General features: G+C 70.7%; 11 protein-coding genes and 1 pseudogene. 6 read left to right on the forward strand and 6 right to left on the reverse strand.

The annotated features are described in order from the left end of the window. Positions 1-67: 67 nt before the first annotated feature. Together QP939_RS27845 and QP939_RS27850 are read right to left on the reverse strand one after the other, a co-directional pair. On the reverse strand, positions 68-544 hold the full coding sequence (locus QP939_RS27845; RefSeq protein WP_285449170.1) for an SgcJ/EcaC family oxidoreductase: 477 nt from the start codon (positions 542-544) through the stop codon (positions 68-70). Between the two features lie 23 nt (positions 545-567). Next, a complete protein-coding gene (locus QP939_RS27850) occupies positions 568-1,035 on the reverse strand; it encodes an SgcJ/EcaC family oxidoreductase (RefSeq protein ID WP_285449171.1) in 468 nt (155 codons plus the stop codon). A gap of 204 nt (positions 1,036-1,239) precedes the next feature. Here QP939_RS27850 and QP939_RS27855 point away from each other — a divergent pair, with 204 nt between their 5' ends. Then, positions 1,240-1,695, forward strand: coding sequence for an SgcJ/EcaC family oxidoreductase (locus tag QP939_RS27855; protein ID WP_285449172.1), 456 nt, complete (start codon positions 1,240-1,242; stop codon positions 1,693-1,695). Positions 1,696-1,705: 10 nt separating this feature from the next. Then, positions 1,706-2,245 (forward strand): thiol peroxidase, encoded by a 540-nt coding sequence (tpx, locus tag QP939_RS27860; protein ID WP_285449173.1) that lies wholly within the window; start codon positions 1,706-1,708, stop codon positions 2,243-2,245. A gap of 587 nt (positions 2,246-2,832) precedes the next feature. Here the strand turns inward: tpx and QP939_RS27865 are convergent. The 4 genes and pseudogenes from QP939_RS27865 to QP939_RS27880 all read right to left on the reverse strand — a co-directional run bounded on the left by QP939_RS27865 (position 2,833) and on the right by QP939_RS27880 (position 10,822). Beyond that, positions 2,833-4,491, reverse strand: a complete 1,659-nt coding sequence (locus tag QP939_RS27865; RefSeq protein ID WP_285449174.1) for a (2,3-dihydroxybenzoyl)adenylate synthase — start codon at positions 4,489-4,491, stop codon at positions 2,833-2,835. Further along, positions 4,488-8,195: an acyltransferase domain-containing protein gene (locus tag QP939_RS27870; RefSeq protein WP_285449175.1), complete on the reverse strand. Its 3,708-nt coding sequence runs from the start codon at positions 8,193-8,195 to the stop codon at positions 4,488-4,490. The genes QP939_RS27865 and QP939_RS27870 overlap by 4 nt, the downstream gene beginning before the upstream one ends. Positions 8,196-8,313: 118 nt before the next feature. Next, a pseudogene (locus QP939_RS27875) lies at positions 8,314-9,684 on the reverse strand (type I polyketide synthase); the annotation flags it as partial. A gap of 97 nt (positions 9,685-9,781) precedes the next feature. Beyond that, positions 9,782-10,822, reverse strand: coding sequence for a methyltransferase (locus QP939_RS27880; RefSeq protein WP_285449176.1), 1,041 nt, complete (start codon positions 10,820-10,822; stop codon positions 9,782-9,784). Positions 10,823-11,222: 400 nt separating this feature from the next. On the opposite strand from QP939_RS27880, the gene QP939_RS27885 reads away from it, so the two are divergent. From QP939_RS27885 to QP939_RS27900, 4 genes are all read left to right on the forward strand, one after another. Next, the gene (locus QP939_RS27885; RefSeq protein ID WP_352247601.1) at positions 11,223-12,680 is read left to right on the forward strand and encodes a sigma-70 family RNA polymerase sigma factor; all 1,458 of its coding nucleotides are present in this window, start codon (positions 11,223-11,225) and stop codon (positions 12,678-12,680) included. Positions 12,681-12,774: 94 nt separating this feature from the next. Then, positions 12,775-13,563, forward strand: a complete 789-nt coding sequence (locus QP939_RS27890; protein ID WP_285449177.1) for an SDR family NAD(P)-dependent oxidoreductase — start codon at positions 12,775-12,777, stop codon at positions 13,561-13,563. 231 nt (positions 13,564-13,794) lie between these two features. Next, positions 13,795-14,583 carry an SDR family NAD(P)-dependent oxidoreductase gene (locus QP939_RS27895; RefSeq protein WP_285449178.1) on the forward strand — a complete coding sequence of 263 codons (789 nt, stop codon included), beginning with the start codon at positions 13,795-13,797 and terminating at the stop codon, positions 14,581-14,583. A 762-nt stretch (positions 14,584-15,345) separates the two neighbouring features. Further along, on the forward strand, positions 15,346-16,686 hold the full coding sequence (locus QP939_RS27900) for an FAD-dependent oxidoreductase (RefSeq protein ID WP_285449179.1): 1,341 nt from the start codon (positions 15,346-15,348) through the stop codon (positions 16,684-16,686). Positions 16,687-16,890 lie beyond the last annotated feature (204 nt).

Genomic DNA, 16,890 nt, shown 5'->3' on the forward strand with positions numbered 1-16,890 from the left:
ATCTCCCAAAATGCCGTGAAGGCCACCTTGGTCCCCAAGGTGGCCTTCACGAACTCGAACCCGTCGCTCAGCCCTTGACGGGGCTGCTCTGGTGCGAGAACAGGCTCAGGTCGCCTTCGCCGTTGCGGACGACGACCCAGACGGCCCGGATCTGGTTCTCCGGCGCGATCTCGGACTCACCGGGGCGGATGATGCCGCCTTCGGTGATGGCGATCGCGATGTCCGGCTCGAGGAACTTGACCTCCAGCGGCCAGCCGGACACGTGCGCGCCCTTCAGGGGACCGGAGAACCCGGCGCGCATGTAGTCGCGGATCTCGTCCTGGCTGGTGAGCTGGTTGTCCTGCAGCAGCAGGCTGCCGTTGGCGGTGAAGACGTCCGCGAACTTGTCGGGGTCGTTCAGCTGCCAGGCGTCCTGGATGCGCTGCGGCACGGTGAGGACGGCCTTTTCGTCCGCGCTGGTGAACTCGCGGTAGAAAGAGGTGTCCTCCTCGACGCCGTGCGCGGCGAGGATCGCGGTGGCGTCGCCCCACGAATTGGTCGGCACAATGATCTCCTGGGTGGTTTCGGTTACCAGCGGAGCGTGGCGCCGGCGCCGCGCGGGCTGTTCTGGTAGACGGCCAGCTGCCATTCGTTGTCGCGCTTGACGACGACCCAGGTCGACCGGACGGCGAGCTCTTCGTCGATTTCGGTCTCGCCCGGGGCGAGGATGCCGCCGTGGGTGCGGATCAGCGCGACGGTGTCCGAAACGAACCGGAGGTTGACCGGCTTGCCCGTGACGCCGGTACCCTTGAACGGACCGGCGTAGGCGGCGGCCATGAAGGCGCCGATCTCGTCGCGGCCCTTCTTCAGCACGTCACCGGGGAGGATGAGGATGCCGTCCTCGGTGAAGGCCTTGGCGACACCGTAGCCGTCGTTCTTGCTCCAGGCGGCGATCAGGCGCAGCGGGACGTCGAGGGCTTCCTTTTCCTTTTCGGAGGTGAAGGGCCCGTAGTAGTCGTCCAGCCTGGCCTGCTCGTCAGAAGTGGGTGCGGACACTGTTGCTTCTCCTTCGATCGGTCGGCCAACCAACGGCGGGGTTACGATCGGCCCATACGGGGTTCATGGTCACACGGCTCCCGGCGCGGAAACCTCTCCTGAGTTGCCGGTCTTTCCCGCAGTGGAGGAGATGCCGAAGTGCCCCGGTTCCCGGAATCCTGGCCACGGAGATTCGAGCCACAACCGTCAGCCAAGGAGAGCCGGATGTCCGAGAAGGCTTCGTCCCTCGTCGCGGGGGCCAAACAGTGGGCCACCTACTACGGGAAGTTCACCCAGGGCGAGGAGAGCGCCGCGGTGACGGCGCAGCTGCGCGCCCGCGCGGCGTGGGACGCGAACGACGCCGGCGCGTTCGCGGAGTCGTTCGCCGAGAACGGCAGCATCCTCGTCGACGACGAGCAGATCAACGGCCGCGACGCGATCCGGACGTGGTTCGCTGACGCGTTCGGGGCAAGGCTGTCGGGCACCAAGCTGGTGACCGAGCCGATCGAGGTGAAGGTCCTCGAGCCGGGGGTGGCGGTGGTGATCACCGACGGCGGCGTGCTGTACGAAGGGGAGACGACGGTCCCGGCCGAGCGCACGGTCCGCGGCACGTGGGTGGTCGCCCAGCTCGACGGCGAGTGGCGCCTGGTGTCCCAGCAGACGAGCCCGGTCAAGGGCTGAGGGGGCCGGGATGACGGAGCGAACGGGCGTGGTGACGTTCCGCGGGAACCCGGTGACGTTGCTGGGCCCGGAGGTAGCGGTCGGCGACCAGGCCCCGGACTTCACGGCGCTGGCCAACGACATGTCCCCGGTCCGCTTTTCGGAGCTGGGCGGGACGAGGGTGATCTCGGTGGTCCCGTCGCTGGAGACGCCGGTGTGCGACCTGCAGACGCGCCGTTTCAACGAGAGCGTGACGCAGCTGGGCGAGGCATCGGTGCTGACGGTATCGGTGGACCTCCCGTTCGCCCAGGCCCGCTGGTGCGGAGCGGCGGGCGTTTCGGGCGTCCGGACGCTGTCGGACCACCGGGACCTGTCGTTCGGGCTGGCGTACGGAGTGGTGATCAAGGAGTTCCGCCTGCTGTCCCGAGCGGTGTTCGTGGTGGACGAAACGGGAACGGTGGTCCACGCGGAGTACGTACCGGAGGTAGGCCAGGAGCCGAACTTCGGCGCGGCGATAGTGGCCGCCCAAGGAGCCGAGTCCGCGCGCCGAGAAGAGGGCCGCGCAGCCTGACTGTCCGATAGGGACGGTCATATCCGCGAAGGCCGCCGTCCGGGTCCCCCTGCACCCGGCGGCGGCCTTCGCTTTTTTGCGTGCGGAGGGATGGGCTGAAGGGGACGTTCATCGCATGTGGTGAGCTGAAGGGGACGTTCATCGCATCAGATGCCAGCAAAGTCCCCTTCAGCTCACGACGCCGGCGCACCGAGGGCGAGGCGGGCCGGGGGCGGGAGACGCGGTGGCGCACCGAGGGCGAGGCCGCTCGGGGGCGGGCGAGGCGGCGGCCTTCGCTTTTGTGCGTGGGGAGGCCAGTCGGCCGCGCGGGCGCGCTGGGTCGGGATGGGCTGAAGGGGACGTTGGTCGCATGTGGTGAGCTGAAGGGGACGTTCGTCGCATCAGATGCCAGCAAAGTCCCCTTCAGCCCACAGCGCCGCCGCCCGAGGAGAACGCGCACCGAGCTGACCGAAGTGAGGACATCCAGCCCCCACCCAGCATCCCGATACGAAGCCAAAACACGGCCGACGGCCTCTTGTCAAGACACGCTTTTCCGTCTTGACAAGACGCCGCCGGCCGTAGTCACAATCAGGCGTCGGGATGCGAACTCAAGCAGCCCGAGGCTGAGAATCAATCTCAGCCAAAAGAACCTTCAAAGCCTTCTTGTCAGCCTTACCGACAGCGGTATGAGGAAAGGCATCCAGCACCTCAAGTCGTTCAGGAATCTTGAAGGCGGCCAACCCCCGCTCGGTCAGGAACCGAGAGATCTCGGCCAAGGACAACGAGCACCCACCGTGGAACCGAACGAAGACACAAACCCGCTCACCATAGACAGGATCAGGAGAGGGAACAGCAGCAACCTCGGCAACTTCAGGAAGCTCCTGGATGAGAGTCTCAACCTCACCAGCGGAGATCTTCTCCCCACCCCGGTTGATGAGATCCTTGACGCGCCCGCAGACAACGGCATAACCCTCAGGGGTAAGCCGAACAAGATCACCAGTCCGGAACCACCCGTCAGGAGTGAAAGAGAGCTTGTTCTGCTCAGGAACCCCGTAGTACCCACGAGGAGTCCCAGGGCCACGGGTAAGCAGCTCACCCTCACCACCAGGAGGAACGGGCAACCCATCCTCATCGACGATCAGCAGCTCATCGAAGGGACTCACAGGAGGCCCCTGAGTACCGAAAGCCAGCGAATCAGGAGCATCAGGCGGCGTGTAGCAGATGAGCCCTTCAGCCATGCCGTAGACCTGCTGCAGACGGCACCCGAGAGCCCGAGCCATCCGCTCGGCGATATCGGGAGCGAGCATGGACCCACCAACGTGCACATAACGCAGGCTGGAGAGATCCGGCTTCAGGGAAGCAGCGGCATCAACCCACTTGAGCACAACGGCGGGAACAGCCGACGTAGCAGTAACCCGCTCAGCCTCAATGGCCGCAAAGACAGGCTCAGGCCGCGGAGACGAGGAGAAAACAACCCGCCCCCCGGCATGCAAGGCACCGAAGATCCCCGGACTGGCCAAGGGAAAGTTGTGCCCAGCGGGAAGAACAGCGAGATAAACGGTCTCGGAGTCGAAGGCACAGGCCCGAGCGGAGTGGGTGATGTTGAAGAGGTAGTCATCATGGGTCCGGCTGATGACCTTGGGCACCCCAGTGGTCCCACCGGAAAGCAGAAACACGGCGATGTCCGACGGCGCAGGGGAATGAGCGTCAAGCCAAGCCTGTCGCCCGGCAACATCCCCGGAAGGATCCATCAACGCACGAACATCGACGGCCCCAGGAGCAACGGAGTCCCCAACAACCAGCACGGAAGCCGAAGAAGGAAGAGCCCCGGCAACTCGGAAAGCAAGCTCCTGATGATCGAAGCCCCGCCAGGTATCCGGAACGACAAGACCCCGAGCCCGCACGTGAGCACCGATGGCGGTCAGCTCGTGATCCCGATGGGGAGGCAGCATCATGGTCGGAACGACACCGAGCCGCAGCAAGGCGGTGGTGACGACCACGAACTCCCAGGTGTTGGGAAGCTGAACCAGCACGGTGTCGCCCCGCGACAGACCGCGCTCACTCAGCCGAGCAGCCAGCGCATCCGCCCGAACGGCGAGGTCGCGGTAAGACAGCCGAACAACACCGTCGACAACGGCGACCCGGTCCCCGCGAGCCTCGGCCCACTCCCACAGGTACGAACCCATGGTCCGCCCCGGCCAGACCCCGGCCGCGCGGTAGGCGTGGGCCAGATCCGCGGGCCAGGGCACGAAACCTTCGAAACTCATTCAGGCTCCCCCGTCTCCTCGGCCATCCGCTCGGTGAGCAGCGCGGCGACGGCCTCGATGGTCGGCCGGTCCCAGAACAACGTGGCGGGCAATGGGAACCGGAACCGCCGCTCGAGCCCACGCCGGATCCGCACGGTCATCACGGAGTCCAGGCCCATCTCGATCAACGGCCGCCGGGAGTCCACTTCGGACGCGGCGAGCCCGGTCTCGGCGGCGACGTGCTTGCGGATCTCCTCGATCACCGCGGCCGACAGCTCGGCCCCGGTGAGCCCGGCCCACGGAACGTCGACCAGGTCCGCGGCGGTGGCACCGGCGGCGGCCTCCTCGGGCAGTTCCGAGAGCAGGGCCAGCTTCCGCACGCCGGGCTCGGCGGGCAGCGTCCGCAGCATCACGGCGTACCCGAGATCGTGCCGGGCGGCGAGATCCCAAGCTCCGAAGGCCTCCGTGACGCTGATGTCGGCCGTACCGCGAGCGGCGAGCTCGGCGTCGATCACGGCGGTGGAGGTCGACATGCCCAGCCCGCGCCACGACGTCCACGCGTAGCTGGCGGCACCGGGGTCGCCCGCCGCACGCCGGTGGGCGGCCAGTGCGTCGAGGAACGCGTTGCCCGCCGCGTAGCTGGTCTGCCCGGGCAGCCCGAGCAGCTGCCCGCACGAGGAGAACAGCACGAAGAAGTCCAGCGAGCCCGGCGGGAACAGGTGGTGCAGGTTCAGCGCGCCCTCGACCTTCGGCCGCATGACGCGGCGCAGCGAGGCTTCGTCGAGCTTGCCGAGCGTGCGGTCGTCGAGCACACCGGCGGCGTGCACGACGCCGCGGAACGGCGGCAGCCCGAGGGCGTCCGGCGACAGCTTGGCCGCGACGTCCTCGGGATCCGCGACGTCCACCGCGACCGGGAACACCGTGACACCGAGGCGTTCCAGCGCGACGACCGACTCGACGGCGTCGATCTGGGCTTCGTCCGTCAGCTCGCCCCACTCGGCGCGCGGCGGCAGCCCGCGGCGGCCGGCGAGCACGATCCGCCGGGCCCCGCGGTCGGCCAGCCAGTGCGCGACCTCCAGCCCCAGCACACCGAGGCCGCCGGTGACCAGGTACGTCGCGTGCGGCCGGGCGGCCAGGCGAGGCTGTGTCGGGTCGCCCTCGAGGCGGTGCAGGCGCCCGACCGAGGCCTCGCCGTCGCGGACGACGACGACGTCTTCGCCGCGGATCGTCCGCAGCACCTCGACCAGGCCCGCGATGTCCGTTTCGGACTGTCCGATGTCGACGGTGCCGCCCCACAGGTCCGGGTGCTCGCCACCGATCACGCGGCCGACACCCCAGAGCGGGCCGTGGCCGAGCGCGTCGGCTTCGGCGCTTTCGCGGACGCCTTCGGTGAGGCACCAGACCTTGGCGGTCTTGGCCTGCCCGGTCGCGGCGACGCGCTGCGCCGTGCGGGCGAGCAGCCACGAGGCTTCCGCGGCGGCGTCGCCGGTCGCGCCGGCGGCGGGCACCACGAGCAGCGTGTGGTCCGCGCCGAGCACCCCTTCGGGCAGGCCCTCCGGCGTGGCGGCGACCAGGTGCGCGACGCTCAGCGCGTCGAGCCCGGTCGTGACCCGCCGCAGCACCGGCGAGTCCGGTCCGACCAGCACGAGGTTCCCGGCCGGTCCGCCCGCGACGCCCTCGGCGGGGCGCCAGGCCAGCTGGTGCACGACCTGCCGCGGGCTCGTCACCGCGCCGGCTTCGCTGTCCAGCACGCCGTACTTGAGCCGGGTCAGCCGGCCGACGACGGTGCCGTCGAGGTCGGCGATCTCGACGTCGACGGTGTCGTCGGCGACCACGCGCACGGTCACCTTGGCCCGCGACGGCGACTGCTCGGCGAGCGTGACGCGGTGGATGTGCGCCGGCATCCGCAGGATCGGCGGCCCGCCGAAGGCGACCGACGCCGCCGACAGCGCGCCGTCGAGCAGCGGCGCCCAGGTGGCGGGCAGCTCGTCCGAGCCGGGGTCGGTGGTGACCGTGACGACGAGGGTGCCCTCGCCGCGCCGGATCTCCTCGACCGCCCACGGGAAGCCCATCGCGGCGACGCCGAGCGTGGCGAGCCGGTCGATGACGTACCCGGTCGGCAGGTCCTCGGTGGTCCGCGCTTCCGAACGCTGGCCGCGGATCGTGCCGCCGAACGCGGTGACCGCCGCCGTGGTGTGGGTGACCCAGCCCTTGTCGTCGGGGTCGCCGGCGTTGACGTCCTCGATGATCCGCGAGGACAGCCGGAAAGCGCCGTCCTGCAACACGATCTGGAGGTGCCGCGGCCGCGTGACGCTCACCGGGACGCGCAGCGCGACGTCGGAGAGCTCGTGCCAGGCACCCTTCGCCGAGGCCGCGGCGGTGAGGAAGCTGTTGAGCAGCACCGCGGCCGGGATGATCTCGACCTTCCGCACCGGGTGGTCGCCGGGGTATGGCCGCGAGTCGCGGTCCAGGTAGGTCAGCCAGGCCTGGGCCGGGTTCGCGCCGTGCACGTTGATCCGGCCGCCGAGCAGCGTGTGGCTGTCGAGGTCGTGCTGCTCGGTGAGGAACGAGCGGCCGACCGAGTCGTCGACCCAGTGCTCCTTGCGCTGCCACGCCGTGGTCGGCAGGTCCGCCAGCGAACCCTCCGGCCAGTGCGCGGCCCAGTCGACGTCGGCGCCGCCGCAGTACAGCACGCCGAGGTTCGCCAGCAGCGTCTCGCGCTCGGGCCGGTTGCGCCGCAGCGAGTGCGTGACGACGGCGTCGGTGATGCCCAGCTCGTCGAGGGTCTCGTTGATCGAGTGCTCGACCACGGGGTGCGGCGAGACCTCGACGAACAGGCGGTAGCCGTCGGCCGCCGCGGCCGCGACGGCCTCGGCGAACCGCACGGTGCCACGCAGGTTCGTGGCCCAGTAGGCGCCGTCGCGCGGGGCTTCCGAGCGCGGGTCGGCCAGCGCGGTGCTGTACACCGGGATGTCGGCCGGGGCGGGCGGCAGGTCCGCGGCGGCCGCGGCCAGCGACTCCAGCAGCGGGTCCATGTGCGGGCTGTGGAAGGCGACGTCGGAGTCGACGCGGCGCACCGCGAGTCCTTCGGCGGCGAACTCCTCACTCGTCTCCCGCACGGCGTCGATGTCGCCGGAGAACACGGTCGAGCCGGTGGCGGCGGCGACCGCGACGGCGATGTCCGTGCGGCCGGCGAGCCGTCGCCGCGCCTCCTCCGGCGGCAGGTTGACCATGGCCATCGCGCCCTGGCCCGCCACCTGCCGCAGCAGCACGGACCGGCGGCAGACCAGCCGCGCGCCCTGCTCCAGGGTGAGCATCCCGGACGTGACGGCGGCGGCGATCTCGCCGACCGAGTGCCCGATGACGGCGTCGGGGTGCACCCCGCGGTCGCGCCACAGCGCCGCGAGTGCCACCTGGACGGCGAAGATCATCGGCTGGATGACGTCGACGGGCTGCGGCTCGTCCGAGCCGATCGTCGCGCGCGGGGAGATCCCCAGCTCCGCCTGGAAGACCGGCTCGATCGCGTCGATCACGGCCTCGAAGGCGGGTTCGGTGGCCAGCAGCTCGCGGGCCATGCCGGTCCACTGCGAGCCGTGCCCGGAGAAGACCCAGACGAGGTCCTGGCGCGAGGTCTCCGGCAGCGCGCGCCCCGTGACACCGCCGGTGCCCGAAGCGGCGAACTCGGCCAGCTTCGCGCGCAGCGTTTCGGTGCTGTCGGCGGTCACCGCGGCCCGGTGCGGCAGGTGCTGGCGACGCCGCGCGAGCGTGTGGCCGATGTCGGCGAAGCTCGGTGTCGGGGTGGCGCGCCAGCCAGTTCGCCAGCCGCCCGGCGTACTTCGACACGGCCGCCTCGGTCGCGCCGGACAGCGGCAGGACGTTCTGCCTGGCGCCGTTCGCCTTGGCCGTCGCGGAGTCGGCTTCGGGCGCGGCTTCGAGGATGACGTGCGCGATGGTGCCGCCGTAGCCGTAACCGGAGACCCCGGCGCGACGCGGCGCGCTGCTCTGCGGCCACGGCGTGTTCTCGGTGACCACGCGCAAACCCGAAGTGGCCCACGGGATCTTGGGGTTCGGCGTGGTGAAGTTCAGGCTGGCCGGGATCTCGCCGTGCTGCAGCGCCAGCACGGTCTTGATCACCCCGGCGACCCCGGCGCCCGCCTCGAGGTGCCCGACGTTCGGCTTCACCGAGCCGATCAGGCACGGAGCGTCGGCGGGACGTCCGGCCCCGAACACCGCCGTCATCGCGCCCGCCTCGAGCGGGTCGCCGACGCTGGTGCCGGTGCCGTGCGCCTCGACGTAGCCGACGGTCGCCGGGTCGATGCCGGACGCCTGGTAGGCGCGGCGCATCAGGTGGGCCTGCGCTTCGCCGTTGGGCGCCATGATGCCGTTGGTCTTGCCGTCCTGCTGCACGGCGCTGCCGCGGATCACGGCGAGCACGCGGTCGCCGTCGCGACGGGCGTCCTTGAGCAGCTTGAGCACGACGATGCCGCCGCCCTCGCCGCGGCCGTAACCGTCGGCCGAGGCGTCGAAGGACTTGCTGCGCCCGTCGCGCGAAGTGGCGCCGGCGGCGTCGAGCACGACCGACAGACCCGGACCGGCCATCACCAGGATGCCGCCGGCGAGCGCGACCGGGCACTCGCCCGAGCGCAGCGCTTGGGCCGCCAGGTGGATCGAGACCAGCGAAGACGAGCACGCGGTGTCGACCACCATGCTCGGCCCGCGCAGGTCCAGCGCGTAGGACACCCGGTTCGCGACGGCGCAGAACGAGCTGCCGATCCCGGTCCACGCCTCGATCCGCGGCAGGTCCTCCAGCAGGCGGCGGCCGTAGTCGTCGGCGCCGACGCCCATGAACACCCCGGCGTCCGTGCCGCCGAGCGAGCGCGGCGGGATGCCGGCGTGCTCCAGCGCCTCCCACGCCAGCTCCAGCGTGATCCGCTGCTGCGGGTCCATCAGCGCCGCTTCGCGCGGGGTGACGTCGAAGAAGTCGGCGTCGAACTCCTTGACGTTGTCGAGGAACGCACCGCGCTTGGTCACGTCCCGCACCACCGCGGCGTGCTCGCGGCTCTGGCCCGCGTGCCACTCCCAGCGGTCCGCTGGCAGCTCGCCGACGGTGTCGCCACCGTCGCGCAGGAGGGCCCAGAACGCCTCCGGTGACTCGATTCCCGCGGCGAAACGGCAAGCCATCCCGATGATGGCGACGGGTTCGGGGAAGTTCATCGGCCTTCTTTCGTTCGTCCCGCGAGCGGCGGGCGCCGGGCAAGGACACCGAAGATCCGGGCGAGCCGGTTCCGGCCCGCCCGGATCGGGCTCCGGGCTACTTGTGGCCCACCACCAGGGCGTGGCTGAAGCCGAGGTCGGCGAACCGCTCGACCCGCGAGAAACCGGCGTCGCGCACGGACTTCTCCATGTCCGCGGCCGACCAGGTCATGCCCTCGCCGGACGCGAGCGCCAGGAAGTACGGCGACACGAGCCCGCCGGACAGCGAACCGGTGCCCTCGTCGTTGGAGACGAAGTTGTAGACCAGCACCGTGCCGCCCTCGGGGAGCGCGTCGTAGCACTTGCGGAGCATCTCGGTGTTCCGCTCCAGCGACCAGATCTCGTAGATGTGGAAGTAGAGGATCGCGTCCGCGCCCTCGGGCAGCCGGTCGGTGAGCATGTCGCCCGGGTGGAAGTGGACGCGCTTGCGGACCGACGGGTCCTCGATCTTGTCGGCGGCCAGGCGCGTGACGCTCTCCTGGTCGAACACGGTCATCTCGAGCTCGGGGTAGCGCTCGGCCAGCTTGACCGAGTTGGTGCCGTCGCCGCCGCCGATGTCGATCGCGTGCTTGATGCCGCTGAAGTCGTAGTACTCCAGGAACTGCTCGAACGCGCGGTTCGAGGCGTCACCCATGTTGTCGTAGAAGACCTTCTGCAGGTCCGGGGTGGCGGTGAGCTTCGAGTAGAGCGTGTCGCCGGGCCCCTCGAGGTGGCGCAGGCCGACGTTGGTGCTCTGCCGCATCGACTCGGCGAAGTCGACCAGGGTCTTGTTGATGATCTTGTCCTGGATGTCGATCAGCGGGCCGAGGAACCGCTCGCCGTCCTTGAGCAGCTTCCGGCGCACGATCGGGGCGTTGACGAACTTGCCGTCCTTCTTCTCGATGAGCAGCAGGGACGCCAGGCCGAGCAGCAGGACGCGCGCGGGGTACTCCTCGACGCCGAGCGCCGCCGCCGTCTCGGTGACGTCCAGGCCGCCGCTGTCCTCGAGCTTCTGGAACAGGTCGAACTCGAGACCCGTGCGCAGCAGTTCGAACGCGGTGTGGCCGTGGATGAGGATCCGGAGGTAGTCCGCATCCGAGATCGGGACGCTCGTCGCCATGGCTTGTGCTCCTTCGCAAGGGATGGGTCGGCCGCCCGGCTCGCCCGCATACGAGGATGATCGGGGCGAAAACCCGGCGGCGCCTCCATTTCTGCGGTGCGGGCTCGCTCGCCTGCGGTCGGCCGCCGGAAGCGCACGACGGGAGACGCGGAGCGGCCGCCCCAAGCGCCCCAATGTGGCCTTCGGTGCGTCTGACGCACCCAAGGCGGCCTTCGGTGCGTGAGACGCAACCAAGGCCGCCTTGGGGCGCTCGGGTCTGGCGCGCGGTGCCCGGTGTCGCGAATGACTCATTCGGGACGCTGGAGGTCCCGAATGAGTCATTCGCGACCTCCGGGGCGCGCCGGGGGACCGGGCCGAGGGTGCCGTGGCGGGCGGGGCTCACTCTGCGTAGATTCGGGGCGTGACGGACGGCCGGTGCCCCAGCTGCGGCAAGACCCTCCCCGCGCGGGCGGGTGGCCGCGGGCGCGTGTCCAAGTACTGCTCGCCCGCCTGCCGTCAGAAGGCCTACCGCGAGCGGCAGCAGCCCGCCGCCGGTGCCGCCGTGCCCGACCTCATCGCCGACATCGAGCAGCGCGTCCGCCGGCTGGCGCCGCAGCTGCCCGAGGCCTTCTACACCGACGTCACCGACCTGGCCTCGACCGTCGGCAAGCTCCGGCGCATCGCCCAGCTCGCCCGCGACGCCGCCGTCACCGAAAACGTCACGCTCGCCCGCGTGACGAACAAGCGGCCGGAAAGCGTCACGCCCGCCCGCGTGACGGAAGACCACCCGGAAAACGTCACGCCTGCCGCCGTGACGGAAGAAAACGTCACGGACGACGCCGTGACGGAAACCCGCGAGGGCGAGAACGACGAGGTCACCGCCGCCGTGCGGGCCGGTGACGAATGGGACTTCGCCGGGCTCGTCGAGCCGTTCCGGCACGAGCTGCAGGTGCACTGCTACCGGATGGTCGGCTCCTACGACGACGCCGAGGACATGGTCCAGGAGACCTTCCTCCGCGCCTGGAACCGCCGTGACGCCTTCGAGGGCCGGTCGACCTTCCGGGCCTGGCTGTACCGCATCGCGACCAACTCCTGCCTGGACTTCCTGCGCCGCAACCAGCGCCGTCCGCAGCGGTACGAGCCGGTGCCCGGCATGGACAGCGGCACCGCGGAACCACCCGCACGGGTGACGTGGCTGCAGCCCTACCCGGACGCGCTGCTCGAGGACGTCGCCTCGACGGACGTCGAGCCGGAGCGCGCCGCGGTGTCCCGGGAGACCATGGAGCTGGTCTTCCTGGCCGCGATCCAGCACCTGCCGCCGCGGCAGCGGGCCGTGCTGATCCTGCGTGACGTGCTCGGCTGGCCCGCCGCCGACACCGCCGAGCAGCTGGACATGACCGTCGCCTCGGTCAACAGCGCCCTGCAGCGGGCCCGGCCCGCGCTGCGCCGCCACCTGCCCGAACGGCGCGGCGACTGGACCATGCCGGCCCGCCCGACCAGCGAAGAGCGCGAGATCCTGCAGCGCTACATGGACGCCGCCGACCAGGCCGACGCCGCCGTCGTCGCCGAGCTGCTCAGCGAGGACGTCGTGCTGACCATGCCGCCGAACCCGTTCTGGTTCGTCGGCCGCGACGCGATGATGGCGTTCATCAAGCCCTCGATCGACCCGGCGTCGCCGCACTTCCAGGGCACCTGGAAGCACCTGCCGACCTTCGCGAACCGCATGCCCGCCGCGGCCGGCTACCTGCGGCGGCCGGGCACCACCGTCTACCGGGCGCAGGTGCTCGACGTCCTGCGCATCGAAGGCGGCCGGATCGTCGAGATCACCTCCTTCGAACCGCACCTCTTCCCGGCCTTCGGCCTGCCGCTCACGCTTTAGCCCCGATCGGGCGATGAGTTTTCCGGCGGGCGTGCGTCTCAATGTCCGACAACGCGGGCAACACAGCACGCGAAGAGACGCGAAGGAGAGAGCGATGTCGCTCGAGAAGAAGAACGCGATCGTCTACGGTGCCGGCGGCTCGATCGGCGCGGCGGTGGCCAAGGCGTTCGCCGCCGACGGCGCGCACGTGTTCCTCGTGGGCCGCACCCTCGAGTCCCTGCAGGCCGTGGCCGACGAGATCGAGGCCGCCGGCGGTTCGGCTTCGGTGGACGTCCTCGACGCGCTCGACGAGTCGGCCGTCGAGGAGCACGCCAAGACCGTGGTGGTCGAGGGCGGCAGCCTGGACGTCTCGATCAACCTGATCACCCGCGGCGACGTGCAGGGCATCCCGCTGGTCGACATGAAGACGGCGGACTTCACCAGCCCGATCATCACCGGCGTCACCACGAACTTCATCACCATGCGCGCCGCCGCCCGGCACATGGTGGAGCAGGGTTCCGGCGTCATCCTCGCGCTCGACAGCGGGTCCGCGCACGGCAGCCCGATGATGGGCGGGACCGGTTCCGCCGACGGCGCGATCGACACCCTCGTCCGCAACCTGGCGGCCGAGATCGGCCCGGCGGGCGTGCGCGTCGCCGGCATCTGGACCGCGGGCCTGCCGGAGACGCTGTCGCCGGAGAAGCTGGCGGCGTTCAGCGGCGCGCCGAAGATGGACGACGCCGCGTTCCAGGGTCTGCTGCAGCACCTGGACGGCATGCGCATGACCAAGAAGTCGCCCACGCTCGCCCAGGTGGCGCAGACCGCGGCGTTCCTCGCCTCCCCCGAGGCCGGTGCCATCACGGGCACCTTCGTGAACGTCACCAGCGGCATCTTCCCCAGCTGATTGCGCCTTTTCGGCCCTCCTGATTCCCGCTTGTGGGGGAACCCCGGTACGGCCGAACGCAGTCGGTGAGCGCAATTCGGAAGATGCGGCCCGCCGCGCGAAGGCACAACGATGTGCTCGGATTCCTCGTCCCGTTCCGCCGTTCGGCGGCGGCCGGGTCGATGCGATGGCTGGGGGGCCAGGCCACGTCGGTGTGCACCGGGCACACGTCGAAAGAGGAAAGGAAAGCTGATGTCCCTGGAGAACAAGAACGCCATCGTCTACGGGGCCGGTGGTTCCATCGGCCGCGAAGTGGCCAAGGCGTTCGCCGCGGCGGGGGCTCGCGTCTACTGCGCGGGGCGGACCCGCAAGAACCTCACGCCGGTGGTCAAGGAGATCACGAACGCCGGCGGCTGGGCGAAGGCCAACGTGGTGAACGCCCTGAACGAGGCCGCGGTGGAGCGGCACGCCAAGGCGGTGGTGGCCGAGAGCGGAAGCCTGGACATCTCGATCAACCTGATCACCCGCGGCGACGTGCAGGGCACGCCGCTGGTGGACATGATCGCCGACGACGTGACCGGGCCGGTGCTCACCGGGCTGACCACGAACTTCCTGACGGCGCGGGCGGCCGCGCGGCACATGGTGGAGCAGGGGTCGGGGGTGATCCTCGGCCTGAACAGCGGGTCGGCCAACGGCAGCCCGATGATGGGCGGCACGGGCCCGGCCGACGCGGCGCTGGACACGCTGTTCCGCAACCTGGCGAACGAGATCGGCCCGGCGGGCGTGCGCGTGCTGGGCATCTGGACGGCGGGCCTGCCGGAGACGCTGTCGCCGGAGAAGCTGGCGGCGTTCAGCGGCGCGCCCCCGATGGACGACGCGGCGTTCCAGGGTCTGCTGCAGCACCTGGACGGGATGCGCATGACGAAGAAGTCCCCGACGCTGGCCCAGGTGGCGGCGACGGCGGCGTTCCTGGCATCGGACCGGGCGGGCGCGATCACGGGCACGTTCGTGAACGTCACGAGCGGCACGTTCCCGAGCTGAGTCCGGGCTTCGGGCGGAAGGGGACCCTCGCGGGCGCGGGGGTCCCCTTCGGCGTATTCGGGTGTCTTGAATGAGTCGTTCAGGACTTCCGGGGACTTGAATGAGTCATTCAAGACGCCGCGAGCCGACGCGCGGGTCGGGTGGTGGCGAGCGCGGGGCGGCCAAGCGCCGGGGCGGACGAGCGCGCTGGGGCGGGCGGGCCGGGCGTGGCCGAGCCCGCCGGGCGTGGCCGGGTGCGGGCCGGGGGGCGGATGGCGACCGAGCGGCCTGGGCGCGGCCGACCGCGCCCGGGGCGGTCCCGCGCTGGGCGCGGCCGAGCACTCGCCGGGTGGCGGCCGGGCCCGCCCGGGGGCGGGGCCGAGTGCACGGCGACCGGGGCGCCGAGCGTGCCGGTGGCGGCCAAGCGCTGGCTCCGGGCGAGCGATTGCCCGGCGCGGCCGGGCGTTCGCCGGGTGGCGGCATGCGCCGAGCGTGACCAAGCGCCGGGTGCCGCCGAGCCCGCCGATCCTCCCCGGCCCGAGCCGGCTGAAGGGCCCCTTCCTCTCATCACATGCCAGGAAAGTCCCCTTCAGCACACCAGACGCCAGGAAAGTCCCCTTCAGCACGGCCGTGCCCCGGCGGATTTCTTCCAACGTTCCTCCACGCCCCCGCGGGGCAAACCATGAGACGTCCACCGCCCGACCCGGGTGTGAGGCTGGCAGCAGGCCGCACCGGAGCACGTGACGGCCCTCCCTGAACCTCTCACGCCAAGGAGGCCGGCACATGGCCGGACAGGTCGGAAGCGTCGCCGTCGTCCTCGGTGGCAGCATGGCCGGTAGCCTGGCGGCCCGGGTGCTGTCCGAGTCCTACGAGAACGTCCTGGTCCTCGACCGCGACACCGTCCTCGGGGTGACGAAGCCGCGCAAGGGCACGCCGCACACCCGCCACGCGCACGGGCTGCACGCCCGGGGCCAGCGGATCCTCGAAGACTTCTTCCCCGGCTTCACCGACGACCTGCGCGCCGCCGGTGCCCCCGTCGGTGACCTCGGCGAGATGCGCTGGTACTTCAACGGCCTGCGCCTGCCCTACACCCACACGGGCCTCGTCTCCGTGACGCCCACGCGCCCGGTGCTGGAGAACCACGTCCGCACGCGCGTCAACGCGCTGCCGAACGTCACTTACCTGGAGCAGCACGACATCCTGGGCCTGGTGTCCACTTCGGACAACCAGCGCGTCATCGGCGTCCGCGTCCGCGACGACGCCGGGGTCGAGAAGGTGCTCAGCGCCGACCTCGTGCTCGACGCCACCGGCCGTGGCTCGCGGACGCCCGCCTGGCTGGAGCAGCTCGGCTACGCGCGGCCCACCGAGGACCGCGTCAAGATCGGGCTGGCCTACACCACCCGGTTCTACCGCCGCCCGGCCGGCTCGTTCACCGACACCTGGTCGATCAACCCGGTCGCCTCGCCCGCCCACCCGCGCGGGGCCTTCTTCGGACTGTCCGATGAGGACACTTGCATCGTCTCCCTGACCGGGATCCTCGGCGACCACCCGCCGACCGACCCCGAGGGCTTCGTCGAGTTCGCGAAGTCGCTGCCGGTGCCGGACGTCTACGACGGCATCAAGGACGCCGAGCCGCTCGACGACCCGACCTCCTTCGGCTTCCCGGCCAGTGTCCGCCGCCGCTACGAGCACCTCGACCGCTTCCCGGCCGGCCTGCTCGTGCTCGGTGACGCCATCTGCAGCTTCAACCCCGTCTACGGCCAGGGCATGAGCGTCGCCGCCTGGGAGGCCTTCACCCTCCGCGAGCACCTGCGCAACGGCGAAGTCGACCAGTACGCCTACTTCCGCGACATCGGCCAGGTCGTCGACGCGCCGTGGGCCGTTTCCGCCAGTGGCGACCTCGCCTTCCCCGGCGTCGAGGGCGAGCGCACCCCGGAAATCGAGCAGGGCAACGCCTTCATGGGCATGCTGCAGTACGCCGCGTCGAAGGACCAGGAGATCGTCAAGGCGTTCATGCGCGTGGCCGGGCTCATCGACCCGCCGACCGCGCTGATGGACGAGACGCTCGTCCAGCGCGTCCTTTCGCACCAGCCCGCCGAAGGCGCGGACGGTCAAGCCGCCTGATTCTCCTGGCCCGGCAAGCAGAACAACCCCGCAAACGCGGAGACGTGGGTCACCCGCGCCCGTGGTTAGCGTCGGAACCGGCGCTGCAGGATTCGAGGAATTGGAGTGTGATCATGTCCCGGTCCGTTCATGAGGCGTTCTCCGCGCAGGCCGCCCGAACCCCCGACGCGGTGGCGGTCTCCGGCACGGACCGGACGCTGACGT

The sequence above is a fragment of the Amycolatopsis nalaikhensis genome, from assembly GCF_030264295.1.
In the GTDB taxonomy this organism is placed as follows: domain Bacteria; phylum Actinomycetota; class Actinomycetes; order Mycobacteriales; family Pseudonocardiaceae; genus Amycolatopsis; species Amycolatopsis nalaikhensis.

Excerpts from the sequence above, each read along its gene's own strand:
- QP939_RS27855 (WP_285449172.1), top strand. The coding sequence starts at position 1,240 with ATGTCCGAGAAGGCTTCGTCCCTCGTCGCGGGGGCCAAACAGTGGGCC.
- tpx (WP_285449173.1), top strand. The coding sequence starts at position 1,706 with ATGACGGAGCGAACGGGCGTGGTGACGTTCCGCGGGAACCCGGTGACG.
- QP939_RS27865 (WP_285449174.1), bottom strand. The coding sequence starts at position 4,491 with ATGAGTTTCGAAGGTTTCGTGCCCTGGCCCGCGGATCTGGCCCACGCC.
- QP939_RS27880 (WP_285449176.1), bottom strand. The coding sequence starts at position 10,822 with ATGGCGACGAGCGTCCCGATCTCGGATGCGGACTACCTCCGGATCCTC.
- QP939_RS27890 (WP_285449177.1), top strand. The coding sequence starts at position 12,775 with ATGTCGCTCGAGAAGAAGAACGCGATCGTCTACGGTGCCGGCGGCTCG.
- QP939_RS27895 (WP_285449178.1), top strand. The coding sequence starts at position 13,795 with ATGTCCCTGGAGAACAAGAACGCCATCGTCTACGGGGCCGGTGGTTCC.
- QP939_RS27900 (WP_285449179.1), top strand. The coding sequence starts at position 15,346 with ATGGCCGGACAGGTCGGAAGCGTCGCCGTCGTCCTCGGTGGCAGCATG.